Source organism: Streptomyces sp. SS8 (assembly GCF_054072955.1).
Genome location: NZ_JBSVCZ010000036.1, coordinates 22,321 through 46,907 on the forward strand (window position 1 = coordinate 22,321; position 24,587 = coordinate 46,907).

General features: G+C 75.8%; 21 protein-coding genes. 14 read left to right on the forward strand and 7 right to left on the reverse strand.

Features of this window, described 5'->3' with window-relative positions:
• The first annotated feature begins 148 nt into the window (after window positions 1-148).
• Window positions 149-769: a TetR family transcriptional regulator gene (locus ACW69E_RS25655; protein ID WP_457500666.1), complete on the forward strand. Its 621-nt coding sequence runs from the start codon at window positions 149-151 to the stop codon at window positions 767-769.
• A gap of 156 nt (window positions 770-925) precedes the next feature.
• Complete coding sequence (locus tag ACW69E_RS25660) at window positions 926-1,531, forward strand: LuxR C-terminal-related transcriptional regulator (protein ID WP_457500667.1); 606 nt, start codon at window positions 926-928, stop codon at window positions 1,529-1,531.
• 133 nt (window positions 1,532-1,664) lie between these two features.
• On the opposite strand, the gene ACW69E_RS25665 is transcribed toward ACW69E_RS25660, so the two are convergent.
• The 5 genes from ACW69E_RS25665 to ACW69E_RS25685 all read right to left on the reverse strand — a co-directional run bounded on the left by ACW69E_RS25665 (window position 1,665) and on the right by ACW69E_RS25685 (window position 10,241).
• On the reverse strand, window positions 1,665-3,596 hold the full coding sequence (locus tag ACW69E_RS25665) for an ATP-binding cassette domain-containing protein (RefSeq protein ID WP_457500668.1): 1,932 nt from the start codon (window positions 3,594-3,596) through the stop codon (window positions 1,665-1,667).
• The gene (locus ACW69E_RS25670; RefSeq protein WP_457500669.1) at window positions 3,593-5,437 is read right to left on the reverse strand and encodes an ABC transporter ATP-binding protein; all 1,845 of its coding nucleotides are present in this window, start codon (window positions 5,435-5,437) and stop codon (window positions 3,593-3,595) included. The genes ACW69E_RS25665 and ACW69E_RS25670 overlap by 4 nt, the downstream gene beginning before the upstream one ends.
• A gap of 159 nt (window positions 5,438-5,596) precedes the next feature.
• On the reverse strand, window positions 5,597-5,722 hold the full coding sequence (locus ACW69E_RS25675) for a SapB/AmfS family lanthipeptide (protein ID WP_093654844.1): 126 nt from the start codon (window positions 5,720-5,722) through the stop codon (window positions 5,597-5,599).
• On the reverse strand, window positions 5,719-8,403 hold the full coding sequence (lanKC, locus tag ACW69E_RS25680; protein WP_457500670.1) for a class III lanthionine synthetase LanKC: 2,685 nt from the start codon (window positions 8,401-8,403) through the stop codon (window positions 5,719-5,721). Before lanKC ends, ACW69E_RS25675 begins: the two co-directional genes overlap by 4 nt.
• 257 nt (window positions 8,404-8,660) lie before the next feature.
• Window positions 8,661-10,241 carry a peptidoglycan-binding protein gene (locus ACW69E_RS25685; protein ID WP_457500671.1) on the reverse strand — a complete coding sequence of 527 codons (1,581 nt, stop codon included), beginning with the start codon at window positions 10,239-10,241 and terminating at the stop codon, window positions 8,661-8,663.
• Window positions 10,242-10,990: 749 nt separating this feature from the next.
• On the opposite strand from ACW69E_RS25685, the gene ACW69E_RS25690 reads away from it, so the two are divergent.
• The 10 genes from ACW69E_RS25690 to ACW69E_RS25735 all read left to right on the forward strand — a co-directional run bounded on the left by ACW69E_RS25690 (window position 10,991) and on the right by ACW69E_RS25735 (window position 20,571).
• Complete coding sequence (locus ACW69E_RS25690) at window positions 10,991-12,292, forward strand: prenyltransferase/squalene oxidase repeat-containing protein (RefSeq protein ID WP_457500672.1); 1,302 nt, start codon at window positions 10,991-10,993, stop codon at window positions 12,290-12,292.
• The gene (locus ACW69E_RS25695) at window positions 12,289-13,014 is read left to right on the forward strand and encodes an SCO2322 family protein (RefSeq protein ID WP_457500673.1); all 726 of its coding nucleotides are present in this window, start codon (window positions 12,289-12,291) and stop codon (window positions 13,012-13,014) included. Before ACW69E_RS25690 ends, ACW69E_RS25695 begins: the two co-directional genes overlap by 4 nt.
• On the forward strand, window positions 13,011-14,192 hold the full coding sequence (locus tag ACW69E_RS25700) for an energy-coupling factor transporter transmembrane component T (protein WP_457500674.1): 1,182 nt from the start codon (window positions 13,011-13,013) through the stop codon (window positions 14,190-14,192). The genes ACW69E_RS25695 and ACW69E_RS25700 overlap by 4 nt, the downstream gene beginning before the upstream one ends.
• Window positions 14,189-15,841, forward strand: a complete 1,653-nt coding sequence (locus tag ACW69E_RS25705; protein WP_457500675.1) for an ABC transporter ATP-binding protein — start codon at window positions 14,189-14,191, stop codon at window positions 15,839-15,841. Before ACW69E_RS25700 ends, ACW69E_RS25705 begins: the two co-directional genes overlap by 4 nt.
• Window positions 15,838-16,755, forward strand: a complete 918-nt coding sequence (locus tag ACW69E_RS25710; RefSeq protein WP_457500676.1) for an ECF transporter S component — start codon at window positions 15,838-15,840, stop codon at window positions 16,753-16,755. Before ACW69E_RS25705 ends, ACW69E_RS25710 begins: the two co-directional genes overlap by 4 nt.
• A 36-nt stretch (window positions 16,756-16,791) precedes the next feature.
• A complete protein-coding gene (locus ACW69E_RS25715) occupies window positions 16,792-17,517 on the forward strand; it encodes a hypothetical protein (RefSeq protein ID WP_457500677.1) in 726 nt (241 codons plus the stop codon).
• Window positions 17,514-18,119 carry a hypothetical protein gene (locus ACW69E_RS25720; RefSeq protein ID WP_457500678.1) on the forward strand — a complete coding sequence of 202 codons (606 nt, stop codon included), beginning with the start codon at window positions 17,514-17,516 and terminating at the stop codon, window positions 18,117-18,119. Before ACW69E_RS25715 ends, ACW69E_RS25720 begins: the two co-directional genes overlap by 4 nt.
• A 188-nt stretch (window positions 18,120-18,307) precedes the next feature.
• Window positions 18,308-18,652, forward strand: coding sequence for an antibiotic biosynthesis monooxygenase family protein (locus ACW69E_RS25725; RefSeq protein ID WP_457500679.1), 345 nt, complete (start codon window positions 18,308-18,310; stop codon window positions 18,650-18,652).
• 262 nt (window positions 18,653-18,914) lie between these two features.
• Window positions 18,915-19,691: a peptidoglycan-binding domain-containing protein gene (locus tag ACW69E_RS25730; RefSeq protein ID WP_457500680.1), complete on the forward strand. Its 777-nt coding sequence runs from the start codon at window positions 18,915-18,917 to the stop codon at window positions 19,689-19,691.
• A 226-nt stretch (window positions 19,692-19,917) separates the two neighbouring features.
• On the forward strand, window positions 19,918-20,571 hold the full coding sequence (locus ACW69E_RS25735) for an HAD-IA family hydrolase (RefSeq protein ID WP_457500686.1): 654 nt from the start codon (window positions 19,918-19,920) through the stop codon (window positions 20,569-20,571).
• Window positions 20,572-20,751: 180 nt separating this feature from the next.
• Here the strand turns inward: ACW69E_RS25735 and ACW69E_RS25740 are convergent, their stop codons facing one another.
• Complete coding sequence (locus ACW69E_RS25740; RefSeq protein WP_457500681.1) at window positions 20,752-21,333, reverse strand: TMEM165/GDT1 family protein; 582 nt, start codon at window positions 21,331-21,333, stop codon at window positions 20,752-20,754.
• A gap of 717 nt (window positions 21,334-22,050) precedes the next feature.
• On the opposite strand from ACW69E_RS25740, the gene ACW69E_RS25745 reads away from it, so the two are divergent.
• Window positions 22,051-22,722 (forward strand): HNH endonuclease family protein, encoded by a 672-nt coding sequence (locus tag ACW69E_RS25745; RefSeq protein WP_457500682.1) that lies wholly within the window; start codon window positions 22,051-22,053, stop codon window positions 22,720-22,722.
• A gap of 109 nt (window positions 22,723-22,831) precedes the next feature.
• Here ACW69E_RS25745 and ACW69E_RS25750 read toward each other — a convergent pair whose 3' ends face one another.
• Entirely contained in the window at window positions 22,832-23,542 is a 711-nt protein-coding gene (locus tag ACW69E_RS25750; RefSeq protein WP_457500683.1) for a superoxide dismutase family protein, read from the reverse strand.
• A gap of 164 nt (window positions 23,543-23,706) precedes the next feature.
• On the opposite strand from ACW69E_RS25750, the gene ACW69E_RS25755 reads away from it, so the two are divergent.
• Window positions 23,707-24,363, forward strand: coding sequence for a DedA family protein (locus tag ACW69E_RS25755; protein WP_457500684.1), 657 nt, complete (start codon window positions 23,707-23,709; stop codon window positions 24,361-24,363).
• Window positions 24,364-24,587 lie beyond the last annotated feature (224 nt).

Consider the following 24,587-nt stretch of genomic DNA (forward strand, 5'->3'; position numbering starts at 1 on the left):
TTACCGGCCGGTAGAAGTTCCGGACCGAGCCGGTCCGGGTGATTCACGCCACGGCTCCGCCCTGCGAGGATGCGGTCTCCCGGGCCACGCGGCCCGGGCCCGCGGCGGGGGGCCGCCCGGGCCCGACGGGACAGACGGCAGGAGAGACTTGACGGCACATCCCGGTTTCCCCTCCGCCTCCTCGCTCACCGAGCGCCAGGAGGCGCGCCGCCACCGCATCCTGGCGGCCAGCACCGGACTGGCCCGGCGCGGGGGCTTCGGCGCGGTGCAGATGCGCGAGGTCGCCGAGTCCGCGGACGTCGCGCTGGGCACGCTCTACCGCTACTTCCCCTCCAAGGTGCACCTGCTGGTCGCCACCATGTACGACCAGCTGGAGCGGCTGCACGAGACGCTGCACCGGCACCCTCCGAAGGAGCCGGAGCCCGCCGCCCGGGTGGCGGTGACGCTGATGCGCGCCTTCCGCTCGCTCCAGCGGGAGCCGAACCTGGCGGAGGCCATGCTGCGGGCGTTCACCTTCGCCGACCGCTCGGCCGGCGCGGAGGTCGACGCGGTCTCCCGGCTCACCACCGAGATCATCCTGGACGCCGTGGGGGCGCGGGACGCGCCGACACCGAAGCGGCTCTCGGCGGTCCGCGTCATCGCGCACACCTGGCATTCGGCGCTGATCGGATGGCTTTCCGGACGTGTTTCGATCGAACAGGTACAGGAAGACATCGAAACGGTTTGCACATTGATCACTTCGGAAAAAAGCGGTGGTGTGCGCCGGTAGCAGAGTTCGGTGATCCGCGCGCCCCCCGGCTACCTCCAACACCCCCACTACTCACCGGTACTGGCTGAAACTCTGCGTTAACCAGTGCCATTTGTAGGTATCTGTTGACGGGTGTTCGACAACCGTCCCCCGATCAGGGCACTGGAGGAGCCGAACGTGATTCAGGTATTGCTGGTGCACCATTTCGGCCTGCTGCGATCCGGCCTGGCAGCGTTGCTCAACGATGCACCCGACCTGGAGGTGCGCGACGTCCCCTGGTCCAGTGACCCCGGCCGGCTCCGGGTCCTGCGGGCGGACGTGTGCGTCGCGGATCTGGACGGCCCCGGGGCCCCGGACGTGGTCGGCATGGCGGAACTGTGCAGGCATATGACGTCGGCAAAATGCGGCCTACTGGTTCTGGCCACTCCCGGACGGCCCGGCGCGCTGCGCCGCGCCTATGACGCTCAGGCCCTGGGATTCGTCAACAAGGACGCCACCCCGCAGAAGTTACTCGAGGGGATCCGGAACGTCGCCGCAGGAAAGAGATACGTGGACGAGTCCCTCGCCCACGATCTGCTGCGCGCCGCGGACATGCCCCTGACGGCGAGGGAACTGAGCGTTCTGTCGCTGGCCGCCAAGGGCGCGACGGTCTCCGAGATCGCCGGGCGGCTGCACCTCTCGCACGGCACCATACGCAACTACATGTCCGCGATCACCCGTAAGACCGGGGCCCGCAACAAAGTCGACGCCATACGGATATCGCAGGGCGCGGGCTGGGTGTAGGCACCGGCCGCGACGAGGCCCCGACCGGACGGTGATCCGGCCGGGCGCACCTGTGCGCGGGCACGCGTGCGCCCGGCCGGGCTCGGCGGGGTCACCAGGCCGGGACATCGGGCCGGGACATCGGACCGGACCGTCAGGCCGGGGCGCTCTCCCGGCCCGGCCGGGCGGCGGGCCCGCCGTCGCGGCCGGTGTGCCAGCGCCCCACCAGATCGCGGTACAGCGGTGAGCGCTCCAGCAGTTCGCGGTGGCTTCCGGCGGTGGCCCGGGCGCCGTCCATCACCAGTACCCGGTCGGCCCGGTGCGCCGAGCTGATCCGGTGGGCGATCACCACCAGCGTGCCGGGCCGGTCCGCGAACGCCCGCTCGGCGCGCGCCTCCGCCTCCGGGTCCAGATGGCAGGTGGCCTCGTCCAGCAGCACCAGGGGGGCGGGCGACAGATGGGCCCGGCCCAGCGCGATCAGCTGCCGCTCCCCCTGGGAGAGGGCGGCCGGGTCGACCATCGCGTCCAGTCCGCCCAGCCTGTCGGCCAGCGGTCCGAGCCCGACCGCCGCCACCGAGGCGGCCAGCCTCTCCTCCGGCCCGCTCTCCCCCGGGCCGGTCTCCGGTGAGCCGCCGGGCAGGCCGTCCGGGCACAGGTAGAGCAGGTTCTCCCGGAGGGTGCCGGTGAACACGTACGCCTGCTGCGGGATCAGCACCCGCCGCCGCGCCGGCTCGCCGGCACTCCTCCCGGCGGCGAGGGGCGGGGCTCCGTCCACCAGCACCTCGCCCCGGCCGGGGGCGAGCAGGCCCGCCACCAGGGCGGCGAGGGTGGACTTGCCGATGCCGCTGGGGCCCACGACGACCAGATGCTCGCCGGGTTCGACGGTGAGGTCCACCTCGCGCAGCACCGGCTGGGCTCCGGGCCCGTAGGCGAAGGTCACCGAGCGCAGCTCCACCCTGGAGCCCGCCGCGGACCGTACGGAGGCGGGGGCCGCGGGGGCCGCGGTTGCGGGCCCGGCGGGCTCCCCGGCGGCCGGCGCGCTCCGCCGCGGCCGGTCCGCGCCGACGAGCCGGTCCAGGATCACCAGCAGCCGGGTGCCCGCCGCCCCCAGGGCGCTCATCAGGGTCCGCAGGGCCGGCAGCAGCGACTGGGCCAGATACGTCAGCGCGCCCAGCAGCGCGCCCGCCGTGAGCCCCCGCTCCAGCAGCCAGGGTGTGGCCAGCAGCAGCAGCACGATCGGCAGATGCCCGGCCACGCCCAGCGCCACGGTGCGGGCGGCGGCCCACCGGGCCAGCGACCGGGCCGCCCTCACCTCGGTGGCCACCAGCGCGTCCGCCTCACCGGCGGTGCGCCGCTCGGCACCGCACGCCACGATGTCCCGCAGCCCGGCGGCAACGGCTCCGTAGCGCGTGGAGAGGGCCTCGTCCGCGTCGAGGAAGTCCCGCTGGCGCGCCGCCATCGGCACCAGTGTGGCCGTGAAGAGCAGCAGTCCCAGCACCAGGGGCGGCAGGACGACCAGGAGCAGCAGGGGATGGAGGGAGGCCAGTCCGGCCAGCGCCCCGGCCGCGGTGAAGACGAAGGAGCGCAGCACCAGCACCAGCCCGGCGAAGCTGTCCCGGGCCAGCTCGGTCTGGTGGGTGAGGCGGGAGACGGAGGAGCTGTCCGCCCGGGCCGGTTCGGCCACCGCCCCGCGCAGGGCGCGGGTCACCACATGGCGCAGCAGCCCGTCGCGCAGCGGCTCCACCAGGTCGGCCAGTCCGCGGAAGACCCCCCGCACCGCCAGGCCGCCGACGACGGTCGCCGCGGCGGCCACCGCCAGCCAGGCCAGCCCCGTGCCGGTGCTCCCGGCCAGGAAGCCGCGGTCCAGGGCCTGGGCCACGCCGTAGCCGACCAGGAAGGTCTGCGCGGACTCCAGCAGCGACCAGCCGCCGAGCCGGACCAGGACGCGGCGGCGGTGGCGCAGGAAGCGCACGGCGCGCGGCAGGAGGCGGCGGGCCGGGCCCGGGGCGGCACGGCCGCCCGCCGGGTTCGTCGTGCTCGTCGGGCCGGTCTGTTCCGTCGCGCTGGTCGGGTTCGCCGGGCTCACCGCCCCTCCTCCACCGCGGCGCGGGCCGCCGGGGCCCGCGCCGCCTCCCGGGCGCCTTGGGCGCCCGGGCCGTCCCCGGCCGCGAACACCGCCCGGTAGTCCGGCAGTTCCCACAGCGCCTCGTGCGGTCCGACGGCCCGCACCCGGCCGTCCTCCAGCCAGGCGACCAGATCCGCACGGGCCGCGGAGGAGACGCGGTGCGCGATCAGCAGCCGGGTGCCGGCCCGCACCCGGTCCGTCAGCGCCCGGCTCACCTGGAGTTCGGTGGCGCTGTCCAGGCTGGAGGTGGCGTCGTCCAGCACCAGCAGCCGTCCCGCGTGGGCGAAGGCCCGGGCCAGGCCCAGACGCTGGAACTCGCCGCCGGACAGCGGCGCGTCCGCCAGCGCCGTGCCGTAACCGGCGGGCAGGCGGCGGACGAAGGCGTCCGCGCTGGCCGCCCGCGCGGCGTCCTCGACGGCGGCGGGTCCGGGGTCGTACGCGCCGAAGGCGACCGCCTCACCGACGGTGTCCCCGAACAGGGCCGGCCGCTCGAAGGCGTAGCCGACCTCGCGGCGCAGTTCGGCGGGGCCGAGCCCGTCCAGCGGGACTCCGTCGAGCAGCACCCGCCCCTCGTCGGGGTCGGCCAGGCGCCCGGCGAGCGCGGCGAGGGTGGACTTGCCCGAGCCGGACCGGCCCACCACGGCCATCGTGGCGCCGCCGGGCACCACCAGATCGACGCCGCGCAGCACCTCGCGCCCGCCGCGCACGGCGGTCACACCGCGCAGCTCCAGCCGCCCGGTGCCGTCCGGCGGCAGCACGCGGCGGCCGTACACGACCGGGGACACGGCCAGTAGTTCGCCCACCCGGCGGGCCGCGGCGCGGCTGCGCACCAGGGCGCCGAGCCGGCCGGTGACCGCGCCGATCCCGGCTGCCAGGGCCGCGTAGCGGGAGGCGGCCAGCAGTTCGCCGACGCTCAGCTCCCCGGCGGTCAGCCGCATACCGCCCACCGCCAGGACGGTGATCGTCAGCAGGGGGACCAGGACGCCGCCGCCGACCATGGCCCGCCCGTAGACCTGCCACATCCGCCGCCCCTGGGCGGCCAGTTCGGGCAGCGGAGCCAGCACACGGACGCGTTCGCGGTCGGCGGTGCCCGCGGCGGCGAGGGTACGGGCGCCGGCGAGCGCCTCGACCAGGCGCGCGGCGATCTCGCCCTGGACGCGCTGGTAGCGCGAGACGCTGTCGGAGGAGCCGCGTGCGAAGGCGCGCAGCAGCAGCGCCAGCAGCGGGACCCCTGCGCAGAAGGCGGCGGCGAGCCAGACGTCCACCAGCGCCAGCGCCACCAGGGCGCCGAGCGGGGTGATGAGCGAGGAGACGGTGGTGGCGGCCGCGGTGGGGGCGCCGCCGGCCTCGGCCGCGTTGCCCGACAGCCGGGTCACCAGGTCGCCGTGGTCGAAGCGGGCCGCCCGCCGGGGGCCCACGGCCAGCAGGTGCTCCAGCCCGCGGCGGCGCAGCCAGGCGGTGGAGCGGGCGTCGGTGGTGCCGGTGAGGTGGGCGCTCACCGCGTCCAGCAGCACCTCGACCGCGACCAGCAGCGCGCACAGCGCCGTCCAGCGGGCGGCCTCCCCGGCGCCGTCCAGCGCCAGGTCGAGGGTGTGCCCGAGCGCGGCGGGCAGGGCGATGGTCGCGGCGGCGGACGCGGTGGCGAGCAGGCAGATCGCCGTGGCGCGCCCGGCGCTGTGGCGGATCGCGGCCCTCAGGAGGCGGTCGGCCGGCAGAGCTTCGGCGGCCGTACCGGCCGCACCCGTCCTGTCGGCGGCGTCGGCTGCGGGATCGGCGGCATCGGCGGCGGGCTGGGGCGCCATGGGCGGTGGGCTCCTCGCGTCCGTGGGCGGTGCGGCGGGGGTACGCGCGGGGCGGCCGGGGTAGACCTGGAATACGGCGATGCGGTCCCGGGCGCTGTGACCGCCCGGGACCGCGTCGACCGTTTCACCGCCGCGAGGTCACACCCCGCGGCGCCGGGGTCAGCGGCAGGTGGTGACGCTCAGGGAGCTGTCACCGCACAGCAGCAGGCTGGCCTCGGAACCGCCGCCGGCGACGGTGCCCTTGTCCTCGGAGGTCTCCAGGGTCTGCAGGTCGAGAAGCGTCATTTTTCTGTTCCTTTCGTTTCCGTGGGGACGGGATTTTCCGGTACGGCCTCCCTGACGAGAGACCGGCTCTGGGGCCGCCTCGGGGGCGGCGGGAGGAAGGGCAGGTGCACGGGGGTGTCGTGCAGCGCGCTGCCCAGGGCGAGCAGACAGCCGGCCGTGCCGGTGGCGAGATCCATCGACAGGCGCATCATCTGTTCGCCGGGGAAGGCCAGCAGGCCCCGGTACGGGACGGCGGCCCGGGTCAGCGAGGCGATCTGGCGTCGCAGGTCGGCCTCGTGGGCGCCGGGTTCGCCGACGGTGGTGCGGCTCAGGTGCAGGATCATCCCGGCGGTGCCCCGGAACAGGGCGGGCTGGGCGTAGAACCTGGAGCGGGCGGCCCTGAGGATGTCGTGCCGCGCCCGCTCGAACCGCTCGTCGTCGCGGTGGGCGGCGTAGTCGTCCAGCACCATCCCGATGCCGACGCTGCCCTCGCCCAGGTAGGGCATGGTGCGCCAGCCCTCGTCCACCTGGAGGGCGCCGCCGGCGCTGCTCACGCAGTGGTCGAGGTCGCGCCGCAGGGCGTCGGCGGCGAGGTCGAGGAGTCCGGGCTCGCCGGTGCGCTCGTACAGCCGCAGGAAGAGCAGGGCCTGGCCGGCCGAGCCGTACAGCAGTCCGGCCCGGGGGCCGCGGCCCGCCTCGCGTCCGGCCCTGTCGGCGACGAGACGGGCGCAGCGCAGTGCTGCTTCGCGCAGGGCGCTCTCGCCGGTGGAGGCGGCCAGGCAGTCCAGTGCCAGTCCGATGCCGGACAGTCCGCCGTGCAGGTCGGGGGCCAGGTCCTCCCAGGGCTGTTCCACGACCGTCCCGGCCAGTTCCAGGGCCCGGTCGGTGTGGCCGAGGCGCTCCAGGGTCCAGGCGATGCCGGACAGTCCGTCGTAGAAGCCCAGCGGGGTGCCGGAGGGGAGCTCCTTGGTCCTGCGCAGCAGCCAGTCCTCGGCCTCCGGGCACCTCTCGGCGCCGGTGACGGCCAGGGCGTGGAGCACTCCGGCCGCGCCGTTGGCGAAGGAGAGGCCGCCGCCAGCGGCGAACTGGGCTATGTCTCCGGGGAAGAAGCGGTCCTCGCGTTCGGGGGTGGCCGAGGCGAGTACGGCCCGCGCCATCGAGTCGCGGCTGCGCGGCCAGTCGGCGGGGTGGACGGGCAGGTAGCCCCGCCCGGGCGCGCCCGCCGTCCCCTCCTGGGCCGTGCCACCCGGCCCGCGCCCGGCGCCGTCCGGCTCCGGGGGCTCCCAGCCGCGGAGGATCTCCGCCACGGCCTCGTCGAGGAACTCGCGCGGTACGGGGAACTCCTCGGCCACCAGCTCGGCCAGGTGCGCCGCCTTGCCCCGGTCGATCGCCAGCAGGCTGGTCTGCGGCAGGAAGAGCGCGATGCGCAGGCAGGCCAGGGCGTAGCGGTCGACGTCGAACCCCCTGCGGTCGGCGGGGGCGACGAAGCCGGGGTTGGCGATGACCTGGCGGCGGCCCTCGTCGATGTGGGCGGCGGCCTCGAAGTCCAGCAGGGTCACCGACCGCTCGTCCTCGGAGACCATGATGTTGAACAGGTGCAGGTCGTTGAAGACGACGCCGCGGGCGTGGACGGCCTCGACGGCCTCCTCCACCAGCCGGTGGACGCGCAGGGCCCACTCGGTGTACCCGGCGATCGCGTCCGGGCCGGGGTCCGCCTCGATCAGGGGGTGCCGCAGGGCGAAGAAGCTGTTGAGCGGCCGGCCCTCGACGTACTCCAGCACCAGGAACCAGTGGTCGCCCAGCTGGAACCAGTCGCGCACCTCGGGGGTCTGCGGCAGTCCCGACAGCCTCTCCAGCGCCTCCTTCTCGCGGCGCAGGCGGGTGACGGCGTCGGCGCCGTCGGCGGCGAGGCCGGCGTGGGGGCGGCCCTCCTTGAGGACGACCTTCTCGCCGGTGCGGGTGTCGGTGCCGACGTACACGCCCCCGCCGTTGGAGAAGTGCAGCGCCTTCTCGATGCTGTAGGGGATGTCGGCGACCTTCGCCGCGCCGCGGGCCTCCAGGTGGGGCCGCAGGAAGTCGGGGAGGGTTATCCAGTCCGGGACGTGGAAGGCCGGGTCCCTGCGGTCGGGCACCAGGCGGCCCTCGGCGTCCTCGACGGCGGGACGCAGCTCGCCGTCCTCGTAGCAGTGCCGCTCGGTGAAGCTGCCCCAGCGCACGTGCACCGGGCCGTTCCCCCAGCGCAGGTCGCTGAGGATGTACGGGCCGCTCTCGCCGGCCAGCAGCGCGTCGAGGTCCTCGGCGATGGTGCGGCACTGCTCGTCGCCGGCCGGGTAGACGGTGACGAACTTGCCGCTGGCGCCGCGGTCGGCGTACTTGGCGTTGCGGTTGTGCAGCAGGTAGCGGCTGGGCATGAACTTGAAGGCCACGCCCCGGGACACGCAGTAGTCCCAGACCTTCTCCAGGATCCGCTCGGCGTTGTCCAGGCAGGCCGAGACGTGGATCTTCCAGCCCTGGGCGGGGAGTTCGGCCTCCAGCGGGCGCAGGGCCAGCCAGTCCCCGGAGCGGTGGCGCTGCCAGCCTTCGGGGGCCGGGCGGCGGGCGGCCTCGTAGGTGCCGGCCCGGCCGGTCTCGTCGGAGAGGCGGTGGGGGGCGTCGTAGAAGTGGCGGTCCGCGTCGCAGAAGACGGCGTAGCCCTTGCTCATCGTTCCCCCTTCGGCCTTCTCGGTCACCGGCGGCGTCTGGGGAAGACGATTCCACGGCGCCGAAGGGGCGGAACAGTCACAGCTGTCATGAGTCGGCCGTGAGGAACTCACGAGTAACTTCCGCGGTGGGGAAGGGTGTCGCGGGCTCGCGGGAAAGCGCCGGTCCGCACCGCCGGGCGGCGGTGCGGACCGGTGTGACGTGCCGGGCCCGGCGGCGGTTCCCGGGCGGACCGGGCCGGGCGGGCCGGGCTCGGGGCCTAGCGGCCGGACTGGAGCGCGCCCCAGGTGCCGCTGCCGACGATGCCGTCCACGGCCAGGCCGCGGCTGCTCTGGTAGTCGCGCACGGCGGTCTCGGTGTTCGGGCCGAAGGCTCCGTCGATGCCCACGGTGCGGCCGAGCGCGGCGGTCAGGGAGCGCTGCAGCCGCTCCACGTCCGCGCCCGAACTCCCCCGCTTCAGCACGGGCTTGGTGCCGGCCGACAGCAGGGCGGTCCAGGTGCGGGCGCCCACGACGCCGTCGGCGGTCAGGGAGCGGCTGCTCTGGAAGGCCCGCACCGCGCTCTCGGTGCCGGAGCCGAAGACGCCGTCCACCGTGCCGGCCTCGAAGCCGCTGTTGTTCAGCAGCTGCTGGGCGGCCTTCACCTGGGCGCCGGTCGAGCCGCTGCGCAGGGTGCTGTAGGAGGTGAAGTTCAGCTGGACGGGGGCGGTGGCGTCGCCGTCGCGGACCAGCTGCATGTAGTAGGTCCAGTTCCAGTTGGGGCCGGGGTCGGTGTGGTCGTTGCCCGGCACCTCGACGTGGCCGACGATGTGCGACCGGTCCTTGGGGATGCCGTAGCGGTCGCACAGGTGGCGGGTCAGGGCGGCCGAGGAGCGGTACATGGCGTCGGTGAACCAGGAGGGGTTGTCGACGTAGCCCTCGTGCTCCAGGCCGATGGAGTACGGGTTGCCGGACTTGGCGTGCCAGGCGGTGTCGCGGTCGCGGACCGTCTGCGTGACCTCGCCGTCCGAGGAGCGGATCACGTAGTGGGCGCTGACGTTGGAGCTGGGGTTCTGGAACCAGCTGATCGAGCCGGCGTAGGAGCCCTGGGTGACGTGGACGACCACATGGGTGATCGACGACGAGCGGCCGGAGGTGTAGTTGCTGGAGTGGGCCGCCGCCCACCGCGCGGGCGGGTAGTCGGTGCTCAGCGCGCCCGCCCCGGACGAGGCGCCCAGCGGCCGGACCTTCGCGTAACGGCCGAGCTCCGGCTCGGTCTCCCTGGGCCGTACGGTGACCCGCTCGCCGGCCGGGGTCAGGGCGCTGAAGCCGTCCTCCAGGAAGTCGTAGACGGTGTCGGCGTACAGCCGGGCGGTGCGGTCGTCGTCCGCGCCGCCGTAGCGGGCCACCACCGGGTACCAGGCGTCGGCGTCGCGGCGGTCGGCGGCGTCCAGGCCCAGCTCGTCGGCGTAGGAGCGCAGGACGGCCGCGCCGCCGAGGATGTTGGCGGCGGTGTCCTCTCTGAGGGCGGCGGCCGGCTCGCCGGTCAGCTCGGCGGCCTTCTCCAGGGTGCGGTGTTCGGGGTTGCTGACCAGGTGCATCACCCCGTAGCCACCCGCGTGGCTGGGCTCGCCGCCGTGGCCGTCGAGGTGGGTCTCCCCGTAGCCCACCGCGACCAGCAGGTCGCGCGGGACCTGGAACTCGTCGGCCGCCCGCTCGAAGGCCCGGTTCACCGGGGCGCGCGGGTCCGGGCCGGCGGGCGCGGCGCTCGCGGGCTGGCCCGTGGCGATCAGCGCCGCGGCGGCCGCGGCGGCGAGTACGGGGGTGCCCGCCCGTCTCCAGGCGGTGAGGCGTCGGAACATTCTTCCTCCCGGTCAGCATGTGCGTGGGGGTGAGCATCTGCTGCTCGCTCACGCCGGTGGTCGGAAGGAATTCCTACCCTGAAAGACATGTACACGTCAACAATTTTCCGGATTTCCCCAGCGATTCCGCCCACCTGCCGACAGGAATTCCGCACAGGGCCCCGGAAAAGCCCGGAAAAAGCCCGAAAGGCAGCATCCGGCCACCCGGACGGCCCCCGCCGCCTGCGGGGACGGCCCCCGGCGCGACCGTCCCCGCGCCGGGGGTATTCGCGCCCCAGCAGAGAGTGGCGGATCCGCGCTACGCGCGTCAACGAAATGCGCCGGGAACCATGGGACTTCTTTGGTGTGAACCACTGGAAAGGACTGTGGAACGGGCGGGGTAAGCGCGTCGGAACACCCCTCCGCGCGCCACGGGCCGGATCACCGGTGTGATCCCGCTCCCACCTGCGGTCCGGCCCGAACCACGCCCGTTAGAGTGAGGCGCGAAACGTCCTGTGCCCGAGTGGGGGAAGCCGGTGCGAATCCGGCGCTGACCCGCAACCGTGAGCAGGCGGACGCCGACCCGTCCGCCGTACAGCCGGAGCACCCGCCCGGGCACGCAAGGCTCCCGGAGCCGTCCCCGCCGCACGGCGGGGCGCGGCCCCGGCACCGGCACCGTCGAGGAATGCGGAGCCGAGCCCGGTGTGCCCCGTGCGGTGAGCGCGGCCGGCCGTCCGTGCACGGCTGCGCCACGAGAAAGGCACCCGCCCATGTCCCTGCGCCGCACCGCCGCGGCCCTGGCCGCCTCCACCGTGCTCTGCGCGGTCGCGGCCCCCGCCGCCGCCGACGAGTCGCCGTCCGCGCAGGCCCCGGCGCAGCGGGACCTGCCCTCCGGGCTGTACGGGAAGGACGACCCGCAGTACGACGGCGTGTGGCGCCAGTCGACGGCCCTGCTCGCCCAGGACGCGGTCGGGGTGAAGCCCGCGTCCAAGGCCGTGGCCTGGCTGACCGGCCAGCAGTGCGAGGACGGCTCCTTCGCCTCCTACCGCCCCGACCCCACCGAACCGTGCACCGCCAAGACGGTGGCCGACGTCAACGCCACGGCCGCCGCCGTCCAGGCGCTGGCCGCCCTCGGCGGCCACGGCGACCGGGTGGAGCGGGCAGTGAAGTGGCTGCGGCTGGTCCAGAACGACGACGGCGGCTGGGGCTTCAACCCCGGCAGCCCCAGCGACGCCAACTCCGTCTCCGTCGTGATCGGCGCCCTGGACGCCGCGGACGAGGACCCGGCCAAGACGCTCTCGGCCAAGAGCGAGAAATCCCCCTACGACTCCCTCCTCGGCTTCCAGCTCGGCTGCGACGCCGACGAGGACGAGCGCGGCGCCTTCGCCTACCAGCCCGACGAGAAGGGCCGCCTCGCCGCGAACGACGACGCCACGGCCGCCGCCGTACTGGCCGCCCGCGGCGAGGGCCTGGCCACCGGGCCGGGCGGCGAGAACGGCGGCGGCGAGGACCGCGGCGCCGCGAAGGCCCTGGAGTGCGGCGAGGACGGCGAGGGCGGCACGGAGCGCACCCCGGCCGAGGCCGCCGAGGCCGGCGCCGCGTATCTGACGCGGGTGCTGGAGGCGGGCGGCGGGCATCTGAAGTCCGCCATGCCCGGCGCCGAGGAGCAGCCGGACTACGGCAACACCGCCGACGCCGTGATCGCCCTGGCCGCCGGCGGCCACCGCGACGCCGCCGCCAGGTCCCTGACGTGGCTGGAGAAGAACCTCGGCTCCTGGGACAAGGCCACCACCGCCCCGGCCGCCCTGGGCCAGCTCGTCCTGGCCGCCCGCGCCGCGGGCGGCGACCCGGCCGACTTCGGCGGGGTGGACCTGGTCGAGCGGCTGAACGCCACCGGCCCGGCCCCGGTGCACGTCCCCTCCGGCAAGGGCGGCGAGGACGGCGGCCGACAGGAGGCCTCCGAGGACGGCGGTAGCGGTTCGCCGGTGGTGTGGTCCCTCGTCGGCGCGGGCCTGGTCGCGGGAGCGGGCGCCGGCTTCCTGATCAGCATGCGCAGGAGGCGGAACCGGTGACCGCGCCGCGCACCGTGCTCGCCGGCGTGTGCACCGCCGTGCTCGCGGTCGTGTTCACCGCCGTGCCGGCGGCGGTGGGCGCCGCCTCCGCGCAGGCCGCCGGCTACCGCTACTGGTCCTTCTGGGAGCGCGACGGCGGCCAGTGGACGTACGCCACGCAGGGGCCGGGCACGCTGCGGCCCGAGGACGGTGACGTGCTGGGCTTCCGGTTCGCCGTCAGCGAGGACTCGGCCGAGGCCGACAAGCCCCGCGGCGCCGGCGACTTCGAGGAGATCTGCGGCGACACCGAGGCCGGGGAGGGGAGCAAGCGCATCGCGCTGAGCGTCGACTTCGGCACCCGGGCCGACGCGCCCGGGGGCGAGAAGCCGCCCCGGGGCCGCACCGAGTGCGCGCGCGTGCCCGAGGACGGGACCGCCGCCGAGGCGCTGGCCGCCGTGCTGAAGCCGCTGCGGTACAACTCCGACTCGCTGCTGTGCGCCATCGCCGGCTATCCGCGCACCGGCTGCGGTGAGCAGGTCTCCGACTCCGCGGCGCGGACGGACGGCGCCTCCGGGGAGTCCGAGGACGCCGAGGGGCCCAAGGGGGCCGAGGGGGCAGCCGCTCCCGAGGACAACGCCTCAGGAGACGGCGGCGGCCCCTCCGCCGGGCTGGTCGGGGGCGGCGCCGTCGTCGCCGTACTCGCCGCAGCGGCCGTCTGGCAGGCCCGCCGGCGCCGGTCATGACCCCCCGGCGGCCCCTGGCGGCCCTGCGCGCCCCGCGTGCCACGCGCTCCAACGCGCTGCACGCGGGCGCGTGGTGGCTGTGGGCGCTGGGGCTGGCCACGGCCGCCTCCCGCACCACCAACCCGCTGCTGCTGGCCCTGGTCATCGCCGTCACGGCGTACGTCGTCGCGGCCCGCCGCACCGACGCGCCCTGGGCCCGCGGTTACGGCGCCTTCCTGAAGATCGCCCTGGCGGTGCTGGTGATCCGGCTGTTCTTCGCCGTCTTCCTCGGCTCCCCGATCCCCGGCACCACCGTGCTGTTCACCCTCCCCGAGGTGCCGCTGCCCGGCTGGGCGCAGGGCGTGCGCATCGGCGGCCGGGTCACGGCCGAGGGGCTGGTGTTCGCGCTGCGCGACGGGCTGAAGCTGGCCACCATGCTGGTGTGCGTCGGCGCCGCCAACGCCCTGGCCAGCCCCGCCCGGCTGCTCAAGTCCCTGCCGGCCGCGCTGTACGAGGCGGGGATGGCCGTGGTCGTGGCGATGACGTTCGCCCCCCACCTGATCGCCGACGTCCGCCGGCTGCGGGCCGCCCGCCGGCTGCGCGGCCGCGACGACAAGGGGATCAGGGCGGTGCTGCGGATCGGGCTGCCGGTCCTGGAGGGCGCGCTGGAGCGCTCGGTGGCACTGGCCGCCTCCATGGACGCACGCGGCTACGGCCGCACCGCGCGGGTACCGCCCGCCGTGCGCCGCACCACCGCCGCCCTCACCCTGGGCGGGCTGCTGGGCGTGTGCGCCGGCACGTACGGGCTGCTGGCCGCCCAGGGTGCGGCCCTCGGACTGCCGGTGCTACTGCTCGGACTGGCCGCCGCGCTCGGCGGGCTGTGGCTGGGCGGGCGCCGCGCGGTGCGCAGCCGCTACCGGCCCGACCGCTGGGGGGCGCGCGCCTGGCTGGTGTCGGCCTCCGGCGCGGCGGTCGGCGCGGCCGTGGTCTGGGCCGCCGCCCGCCTCCCGGAGGCCCTTGACCCGCCCCCGGTGCCGCTGACCGCGCCCGAGCTGCCGCTGTGGCCCGCCGCGGCCGTACTGGCCGGGCTGCTCCCGGCCTTCGTCGCCCCCGTACCCGCCCCCCGAACCGAAACCGACGCCGGGTCCGTCTCCCGCACCGGGCAGAACCCGCCGGCGAAGGAGACGACCCGCGCATGATCCGCTTCGACCAGGTCTCCGTCACCTACGGGGACGGCGCCGCCCCCGCCGTGCACGGGGTGGACCTCACCGTGCCCGAGGGCGAGCTGGTGCTCGTCGTCGGCCCGTCCGGCGTGGGCAAGTCCACCCTGCTGGGCGCCGTCTCCGGGCTGGTGCCGCACTTCACCGGCGGCACCCTGCACGGCCGGGTGACCGTGGACGGCCGCGACACCCGCGAGCACCGGCCGCGCGAACTGGCCGACGTCGTCGGCACCGTGGGCCAGGACCCCCTCGCGCACTTCGTCACCGACACCGTCGAGGACGAACTCGCCTACGGCATGGAGTGCCTGGGCCTGCCGCCGGACACCATGCGCCGCCGCGTCGAGGAGACCCTGGACCTGCTGGGCCTGGCCGAGCTGCGCGACCGCCCCGTCGCCGCCCTGTCCGGCGGGCAGATGCAGCGCGTCGCCATCGGCTCGGTGCTGACCACCCATCCGAAGGTGCTGGTGCTGGACGAGCCGACCTCCGCGCTCGACCCGGCCGCCGCCGAGGAGGTGCTGGCCGTCCTCCAGCGGCTGGTGCACGACCTGGGCACCACCGTGCTGATGGCCGAGCACCGCCTGGAGCGCGTGGTGCAGTACGCGGACCAGGTGCTGCTGCTGCCCGCGCCCGGCGCCGCGCCGGTGCTGGGCGAACCGGCCGAGGTGATGGCGCTCTCGCCGGTCCGTCCGCCCGTCGTCGCCCTGGGACGGCTGGCCGGCTGGTCCCCGCTGCCGCTGTCGGTGCGGGACGCGCGCCGCAGGGCGGCCGGGCTGCGACAGCGGCTGGACGCGCTGGAGCCGCCCGCCGGGCGCGCCGGATCCGGTCCGTCGGGCGGATCCGGCGGCGGCGAACCGCTGGCCGAGGTCTCCTCGCTGTCCGTGCGCCGCGGCCGGATCACCGCCCTGGAGAAGGTGGACCTGACGGTGCGGCCGGGCGAGACGATCGCCCTGATGGGCCGCAACGGCGCGGGCAAGTCCACCCTGCTGAACACCCTGGTCGGCATGTACGAGCCCGCGCGCGGCACGGTGCGCCTGGGCGGCGCGTCCGGCGCCGTGCCGCACCGCACCCGGCCCTCCGAACTGCTGCGCCGCGTCGGCCTGGTGCCGCAGGACCCGCGTGACCTGCTGTACGCGGACACCGTCGCCGCCGAGTGCGCCGGCGCGGACCGCGACGCGGGCGCCGAGCCCGGCACCTGCCGCGCCCTGGTCTCCACCCTGCTGCCGGACGTCCACGACGGCACCCATCCGCGCGACCTGTCCGAGGGTCAGCGCCTGGCCCTGGCACTCGCCGTCGTCCTCACCGCCGCCCCTCCCCTGCTGCTCCTGGACGAGCCGACGCGCGGCCTGGACTACGCGGCCAAGGAGCGGCTGACGGGCGTGCTGCGCGCACTGGCCGACGACGGCCACGCGGTCGTCCTGGCCACCCACGACGTGGAGCTCGCCGCCGAACTCGCCCGCCGGGTGGTGATCCTGGCCGACGGCGAGGTCGTCGCGGACGGTCCCAGCGGCGAGGTCGTCACCTCCTCCCCCGCCTTCGCCCCGCAGACCGCGAAGATCCTCGCCCCCCGGCGCTGGCTCACCGTCGGCCAGGTGCGGACGGCGCTGGAGGAAGCGGGGGCGGGCGTATGAGCGGCGCCCCGGACGCCCCCCGCGGCTCCGGCCCCGGGCGGACCGAGCAGACCGGACGGGCCGGACGGGCCGACCGCCAGGTGCGCGCCGTACGGATCGGGCCGCGCTCCGCCGCGGCCCTGGGCATCGTCTCGGCCATCGGTGTGGCGGCCTTCGGCTGGCCGCTGCTGGCCGACTCCGCCTCCGGACTGGCCCACTCCGGGGACGCCCCCTGGCTGTTCGCCGCGCTGCTGCCGCTGCTGCTGGCCGTGGCGGTGGCGGCCGTGGCCGACACCGGGCTGGACGCCAAGGCCGTCGCGATGCTCGGCGTGCTGGCCGCCGCGGGGGCCGCGCTGCGCCCGCTGGGGGCGGGCACGGCGGGCCTGGAGCCGATGTTCTTCCTGATGGTGCTCTCCGGCCGGGTGCTGGGGCCGGGCTTCGGGTTCGTCCTGGGCGCGGTGTCGATGTTCGCCTCGGCGCTGCTGACCGGCGGGGTCGGGCCGTGGCTGCCGTTCCAGATGCTGTCGATGGGCTGGGTGGCGATGGGCGCGGGCCTGCTGCCCGGGCCCCACAGTCTGCGCGGGCGGCGTGAGCTGGCGCTGCTCGCCGCGTACGGGGCCGTCGCCTCGGTGCTGTACGGCGTGGTGATGAACCTCCAGGGCTGGCCGTTCATCAGCGGACTGGCCAGCGGGATCTCCCATGTCCCCGGGGATCCGCTTGAGGTGAAGCTGGCCAAGTTCACCGCCTACGTCCTGGCCACCTCCCTCGGCTGGGACCTGCCGCGCGCCCTGCTGACCGTGGTGCTCACCCTCACCGTGGGCGGCACGGTGCTGCGGGCGCTGCGCCGCGCCACACGACGGGCGGCGTTCGACGCGCCGGCCTCCTTCACCGGCGCTCCGTTTGCGCGGAGCGAGGGCGGCAACGCGGAGAGTTGACAGCCCGAGCAAGGGGACACTCGTGGAAGGCGAGCCATGTCCACAGGTTTGATCATCACGTTGATCGTGGCGGCGGTCGTCGTCCTCGCGATCGCCCTGTTCCTCGCCAGGCGCGGCGGCGGGCCGCAGTCCGTCAAGCGGCGGTTCGGCCCGGAGTACGAGCGGACCGTCGCCCAGCACAACGGCGACACCAAGGCCGCCGAACGGGAGCTGCGTGAACGGCTCCAGCGCCACGGCGAGCTGCGGGCGAAGCCGCTGACCCCGCAGGAGCGCGAGGAGTACGCGGCCCAGTGGGCCGCCGTGCAGGAGCGGTTCGTCGACGCGCCGGTGGAGGCGGTCGTCTCCGCCGACCGGCTGCTGAGCCGGCTGGCCGAGGCGCGCGGCTTCCCCGGCGACGGGTACGACGAGCAGGTCTCCGCGCTCTCCGTACACCACCCCGGGCGCGTCCAGGGCTACCGCGAGGTGCACGCCGTGGCCGTGCTGGCCCGCGAGGGCCAGGCCGACACCGAGCGGCTGCGCGAGGCGCTGGTGCACGCCCGAGCACTGTACGAGGACCTGATGGAGCGGTCCGCCCACGACTCCCGCGGCGGCGGGGGGCGGCACGAGCACGACCGCGCCCACGACCACGACCACGGCCGCGAGCACGACCACGACCGCACGCACACCGGCGGTTCCGGATCGCGGGGCCACGGCCGTCTCTCCGAGCGGCTGCACCTGCCCGGAGCGGTGCGCCGCCACGACACCTCCGGAGGCAGGGCATGAGCACCAACGGACGCATCCCCGCGGAACGCCGGGCCCCGCTGGCCGACCGCGCCGGCCGGCCCGAGTGGACGGACGACGCGCCCCCGGCCGACCGGACGGAGCCGGTGGCGGCGGTACAGCCGGTCGAGCCGGTGGCACCGGACGGGTCCGCGGACCGGGCGGACGGGCAGGCGCCGTCCGCGTCCTCCCCGCGAGTGCCGCTCGGGGAGAGCACCAAAACGGCCGCCGGGACGACGGCGGCGGCGGGAGCCGCGGCGGGCTCGGCTGCGGGAGCGGGAGCGGCGGCGCGCGGTGACGCGGACGGACACCGCCCGGAGGGCGGGGACGCCGGCACCGGCCTGCTGACCCCGCAGGAGCGCGAGCGTTTCGGCAGGCGGCTGCACGACGCGGTGACGGGTTTCGTCGACGGGCCCCGGCGCTCGGTCGAGGAGGCGGACGCCGTGTTCGAGGAGATCTCCCGCCGTATCGCCGAACTGCTCACCGAACGCCACCGCAGGCTGCGCGAGCCCTGGCACGGCGAGGACTCCGCGGAGCGCACGGAGGATCTGCGCAGGGCTCTGCGGGAGTACCGCGACGCAGCCGACCGGCTCCTGCGGCTCTGACCCGAGGACCGCGAACCGACGACCGCGAACCGAGGACCGCACCCGGCGGCCGGCCCCGATCGGGGCCGGCCGCCGCCGTGTGCCCGCGCCCCGCCCGTCCCCCGGGGCATTCGCCGCACGGCGCCACAAGCCGGACCGGCCGCCGTGCCGCCGCCTCCTCGGACCGGGGCGGGAGGCACGATGGGGGCATGAGCATCGTGAAGATCAACGTTCTGACCGTCCCCTCCGAACAGCGGGAGGAGCTCGAGCGGCGCTTCTCCTCCCGGGCGGGTGCGGTGGAGTCCTCCGACGGTTTCGAGTGGTTCGAACTCCTCCGCCCCGTGGAGGGGACCGATCGCTACCTCGTCTACACCCGGTGGCGCGACGAGGCCGCGTTCCAGGCGTGGATGTCGGGCCCGATGAAGGCTGCTCACCAGGGCGGCGGCGGAGGGCGCCCGGGCGGCGCGGGCCGGGGCCCGGCGGCGTCCGACTCCACCGTCTGGACCTTCGAGGTCGTCCAGCAGGCGGCTCCGAAGCCCGGCGCGGAGGGCTGAGACCGGGCCCCGGTCCCGGGTGCTTCCGCCCGGGACCGGAGCCGTCGGCGGCGTGCCGGGAAGGCCCGCGAAACCCGGGCGAACGGGAGTGACCGGCGGGTACGAAGGGGGTGGAGGGCGTCCAGTAACCTCTGTGGCACTTTCCGATGGAGGGGAGCCCTCAGTGGCGGATACGCCCATCTGCCCCATATGCCACAGGCCCGCGGACGATTCCGGCCGGGCGAGCTGCCGGTGCGCCGGGGTCGAGGTGCTGCCGCGGCCGGTGACGCAGCCGGACCGGGGGCCGGACCCGGCCGACCTGGCGATGTTCCCCGCGGGGTCCCGGCAGGCGGACGGCGACACCGCGCCCCTGCCGCTGGTGACCGGCGGCCGGGCCGCACCGCGCCGCCGCATCGGACGCGGCATGGCGCTGGCCGTGGGGGGCACCGCGGTGGCCGTGGTGGGTTCCGGCGTGCTCGTGGCCGGGCTGTTCACCCGGGGGGACGACCCCTTCGACGAGGCCCGGTTCGGTGATCGCGGCGGTGTTCCGACCGCGGTGGTGCCCACCGACGGCAAGGGCGGGGAGTCGGCCGACGCCGACCCCGACGGCTCCGCCTCCCCCTCGCTCTCCCCCTCGGCCGCGGCCTCCCCCTCCGCCTCGGTGTCCGCGAGTCCCCAGCAGAGCCGTACACCGTCCTCCTCCTCCCCCACTCCCTCCCGTACCGCCTCCGCGTCCGCGAGCGCCTCCCCGGCGCCTTCCACCCCCACCGCTCCGGGCGGAGGCGGCTGGGACGGCGACTGGGACGGCGACGACAGCGGCGGCCCGCCGCGCACGCTGCGCGAGGGCGACTCGGGCCCGGAAGTCGCCGAACTGCAGTACCGGCTGGCCGCGGTGGGCACCTACGACGCCCGCGAGCACGGCGTGGACGGCGTGTACGACGGCGAGGTCACCGAAGGGGTGGCCACGTTCCAGACCTGGTACGGGGTGCGGGGCGACCCCGAGGGCATCTACGGACCGCATACCCGGCGCGCCCTGGAGAGGGCCACGCGGAAAGGCTGACACCAGGGGATTGGCGCAAACGCGGAATGCTTTGTATCGTGGAGGAACAAAGTGGCTCCGCCCGTTCCCCGTTCCTGACGACGGGGGCCCCTGACCCGGCGGGCGGGCCACTTGTCCTGCCTTCCAGCCGTTGGAGCCACCCGCCATGCCCTCGGACACTCCGGACTCCCCCGAAGCCCAGGACGTCCAGGACGCCCGGCGCGCCGGGGGCGTGCCCGCCGTTTCGATGAAGGCCCGCGCGCTGCTGCTGGACATGGACGGCACCCTGGTCGACTCCGACGCCGCCGTCGAGCGCGTCTGGCGCGACTGGGCCGCCGGGCACGGCCTGGACGGGGACGAGGTCATGAAGGTGGTGCACGGCCGGCAGGGCTACGCCACGATGGCCGAGCTGCTGCCCGACCGCCCGATGGAGGTCAACCACGCCGAGAACCGGCGCCTGCTGGAGCGGGAGACCGCCGACACCGAGGGCGTGGTACCGGTGCCGGGCGCTCCCGCGTTCCTCGCGGCGATCGAGCACCTCCCCCACGCGCTGGTGACCTCGGCCAGCGTCCCCCTGGCCACCGCCCGGATGAACGCGGCGGGTCTGCGGATGCCGCCGGTGCGCGTCACCGCGGAGTCCGTCGGCGCCAGCAAGCCGCACCCGGAGGGCTTTTTGAAGGCCGCGGCCGAACTGGGCTTCGCGCCGGAGGACTGCGTGGTCTTCGAGGACTCCGGGGCCGGCGTCGCGGCGGGCCGCGCGGCCGGCATGCGGGTGGTCGGCGTCGGGCCCCGGGCCGCGGCCTTCGGACCGACCGCCCATGTGCCCACGCTTGAGGAGGTGCGCGTGGAACCCCTGCCCGGTGGCGGACTGCGCCTGCGCCTGGCGCCCGGGCCCCGCTGAGCCCGCACCGCCTCCCCTCCCCCCGAACGCACGCCCCCCGCCCGGAACCTTCCTCCCCGCCGGTTCCGGTCGGGGGGCGTGATCGCTCACGGTGCCCCGGCCGTCCGGCCGGGGCACCGCCGGTGGCGGGCCGGCGGACCACCCGGCCCGCCACCGGCGGCCGGTCGGCCGGTCAGCCGGTCAGCCGGTGAACGCCTCGTAGAAGCTGAGGGCGGCCAGCACCAGCATCACGCCCGCCGCGATCCGGGAGATCAGCCGCAGGGGCACCCGGCGCATCAGCGCGCGCCCGCCCAGGATGCCGATGGCCGCGACCGACCACAGGGCGATCACCGCGCCGAGGGCGACCGAGAGCGGGTTGTCGTAGCGGGCGGCGAGGTTGGCCGTCATGATCTGGGTGAGGTCGCCGAACTCCGCGACCAGGATCAGCATGAAGCCGCTGCCCGCCACCTTCCAGAAGGACTGGTCCGAGGGCTTGCGGACCTCCTCGTCCCCGTCGTCCTTCCGCAGCAGCAGCATCAGCGCGCCCGCCAGGAACAGCGCTCCGGTGATCCCCTGCACCAGTTGCCGCGGCAGCAGGGTCAGCACGCTGCCCGCGGCGACGGCCAGCGCCACGTGCAGCACGAAGGCGGCCGCGACTCCGGCGAAGACGTACGAGGCCCGGTAGCGGGTGCCGAGCACCAGTCCGGCGAGCGCCGTCTTGTCGGGCAGTTCGGCGAGGAAGACGACGCCGAAGGTCACTGCGGCGGCGGTGATGCTGAACATGCGGGAAGAACCCCTCGTCGGTCGGGCCGCCCTGCCGAGGGGCCCGCGGGGGCGAGCACGCTTCGGCACGGCAGCGTCGTGGGCGGCTTGTGTGAAGCCGTGGACACTGCGGCCGAAGGTCTCGCTGGCACGGTGCGCGAGCACCGGCTCCGGGCGCCGGGCCTGCCGTACGGGTACGGCGCGGCCAGTATGTCGACGGTCCGGCGAAGAGCTACTCCCCTTCAGACACCGACCAGCGTACGCGATGCCCCGCGCGTCCCCCGCACCCGCCCGTGGGCAGGGGCCGCCCGCGCGCGGCCTCCCACGGGCGTCGGCACACCACCGTGACCAGTACGGACACCGGTACGGCGCCCGGCGCCCGCCCGCCGGTGCGCCGCACCGGCGGTGTGACCGGCGCCACGCCCCCGGCCGTCCCGCCCCGCACCACGCCGCACCACGCCGGGACCGAGCCCGGCGCAGGCCCCGGCCACCGGGCCGGACGGAGGCCGGCCGGGCCGCGGCAGCGCGGCGCCGGGCGGCACGGCGGCTCCGGCGCTCCGCACCGGCTCCGCACGCGGGCCCGGTGCTCCGAGCGCGTCGATCAGTCCCGGCAGCGGTCTTGATCTGACGTGCCCATGTCGTCATCCTGTCATCTGGCGCCCGCCGGGAGGAAACCTTTCGGCGCCACCCTGACGGCGTTCCTTCCACTCAACTTCCCCCCATTCCCAGGGAGTTCGTATGCACGGCATGCGCCCGCCCGCTTCGCGGCGCGGCTTCTACGCGCGTCGATCCACCACGCTCGGCGCGCTCATGGCTCTCTGCGCCGGTCTGCTGTTCCTGAGCGCCCCCACCGCCCAGGCCGCACCCCCCACCCCGCCGAGCGCCTCCACCGCCCGCTCCTACCTCGCCTCCCTGACGGTCCGCGCCGAGGGCTCGTCGGACGGCTACAGCCGCGACAAGTTCCCGCACTGGATCACCCAGAGCGGCACCTGCAACACCCGTGAGGTCGTCCTCAAGCGCGACGGCACAGGCGTGGTGCAGGACGGCAGCTGCGCGGCCACCAGCGGCCGCTGGTACTCGCCCTACGACGGCGCCACCTGGTACGCGGCCTCCGACGTGGACATCGACCACGTCGTGCCGCTGGCCGAGGCGTGGCGCTCGGGCGCGAGCTCCTGGACCACCTCCAGGCGGCAGTCGTTCGCCAACGACCTGTCCATCGCGCAGCTCATCGCGGTGACCGACAACGTCAACCAGTCCAAGGGCGACAAGGACCCCGCGGAGTGGATGCCGCCGCGCTCGGCCTACCACTGCACCTACGCCCGGATGTGGGTCTGGGTGAAGTACAGCTACGGCCTGTCCGTGGACTCCGCCGAGAAGAGCAGGCTCGGCAGCGTGCTGAGCGGCTGCTGACCGGGCACGGCGCCCGCCGTCTCCCGCTCGCGGCCGAGGGCCGCGGCCGGAGGACGGCGGGGCCCGGCCGATGCGTTCGGCCGGGCCCCGCCGCGTATCCCCGCCGCCCCTACCTCCCGGGCTCCGGGTCGAGCGACACCGTGACACAGGCCAGCCGCCTGCCCGCGTCACCGGGGCGCCCGGGGTCGTGCCGCGTGCGGTGCTCGTGGATCACCACGGACCGCGCCTCGCCGGCGCGGAAGCGCCACATGTGGCTGGACAGCGCCCTGCCCTCGCCGTGCTCGTCGGTCGTGAAGTCCAGCCAGACCTCGTTCTCGGGGTTGGCGTGGCGGGGACCGGCGGACGAGCCCCGCGGGGCGGGGACGTTGCGGTAGTGCGGGCCGGAGTCACCGGGCCGGGCGCCGCACGGCCCGGTGTGGACGTGCGCCCCGTAGTCGCGGCCCTCGGGCAGTCCTCGCACGCCCAGCGCGACCGTCATCCCCCGGCGGCTGTCGTAACGGGCCACCGAGACCCCGGCTCCGGCGGGGACGAGGGCCCGGTCGTACGTCACCGCGGCCGGCACGGTGGACTTCCCCGGCGGGGCGAACTCCGCGTCCGCCCACGCCACCCGGTGCCTGCCCCCGAGCCCGAAACCGCCGATGCCGATGTCCGCGACCGACTCGGCGGCGCCGAGGACCTCCGCCGTCCCGGCCGGTTCGGCCGCTCCCGCGCCGCCCGCCGGTCCCGCGGCGGTCAGCAGCGCCGCCGCCGCGGCCGTCGCGGCGGCCGCGGCCGCCGTCCTGCGCGCCGCCCTGTCCGCCGGTTTCCTGCCCCTGAGCATGTCGGCCCCTCCTGCTCGGTTCGTCGTGTCGTTCCGTACGGCCGCCCATGCTCCGCCGACTGCGGCCGGACGGTGGGGAGATGACGTGCCGCGGCACCCCAGCCGATCCTCACGGGTGACGCGGGCGTACGCTGATCGGCGGTAGGCCGCCCCGGGGAGTGAACGTGCAGGAAACGCTGGGGGAGTTGATCTACGCCCCCTGGATCTATGTGCTCATAGCGCTGTCGGTGCTGCTCGACGTCTTCCTCCCCTTCCTGCCCAGCGGCGTCATCGTGATCGCGGCGGCGGCCACCGCCGCGGGCGCGACGGCGGCGAACACGGCGTCCGGCGCCGCCGCTATCACCGCGCCTGCCCCGGACGCCCCGCTTCCGACCGTGTGCGCACTGGTGCTGTGCGCGGCCGCGGCGTCGGTGCTGGGCGATCTGGCGGTGTACCGGCTGGCCCGTCGCGGCGGCGACCGCTTCGCCCGGGCCATCGCCCGTTCGCGTCAACTGGTCGGCGCCCGGAGGCGGTTGGGTCACGCGCTGGCGCGCGGCGGGGGCCCTCTGGTCGTCCTCGCCCGGTTCGCCCCGGGCGGGCGCTCGGTGATGAGCCTGGTCGCAGGCGTGGAGCAGCGCCGCACCAGGGAGTTCCTGCCGTGGTCGGCCCTGGCGGGCCTGGCGTGGGCCGGGTACGGCGTCGGCGCCGGCTATGTGGGCGGGCAGTGGCTCGGGGCGACGTGGCTGGGGGCCGCGGTCTCGGCGCTGGCCCTCCTCGGCGCGGGCGCCCTGGCTGCCTTCCTGGTACGGCGCAGGCCGGTGCCGGCGGCGCGGGCATCCTGACCGCCTCCCGGACGCCCGCCCGCGCCGGGGGCGGTGCCGCGCGGCGGGCCGCGCACGTGTCCGCCGTCGCCCCCGTGCCGTCCCCTTCCCCGGCCGTCCCGCCGAATGCCGTGTGCGCCGCCCTCCCGGGGGGGGGGGGGGGGCCCGCCCGGGGGGGGGGGGGGGGGCGGGGGCCGGGGGGGGGGGGCCCCCCCCGGGGGGGGGGGGGGGGGGGGGGGGGGGGG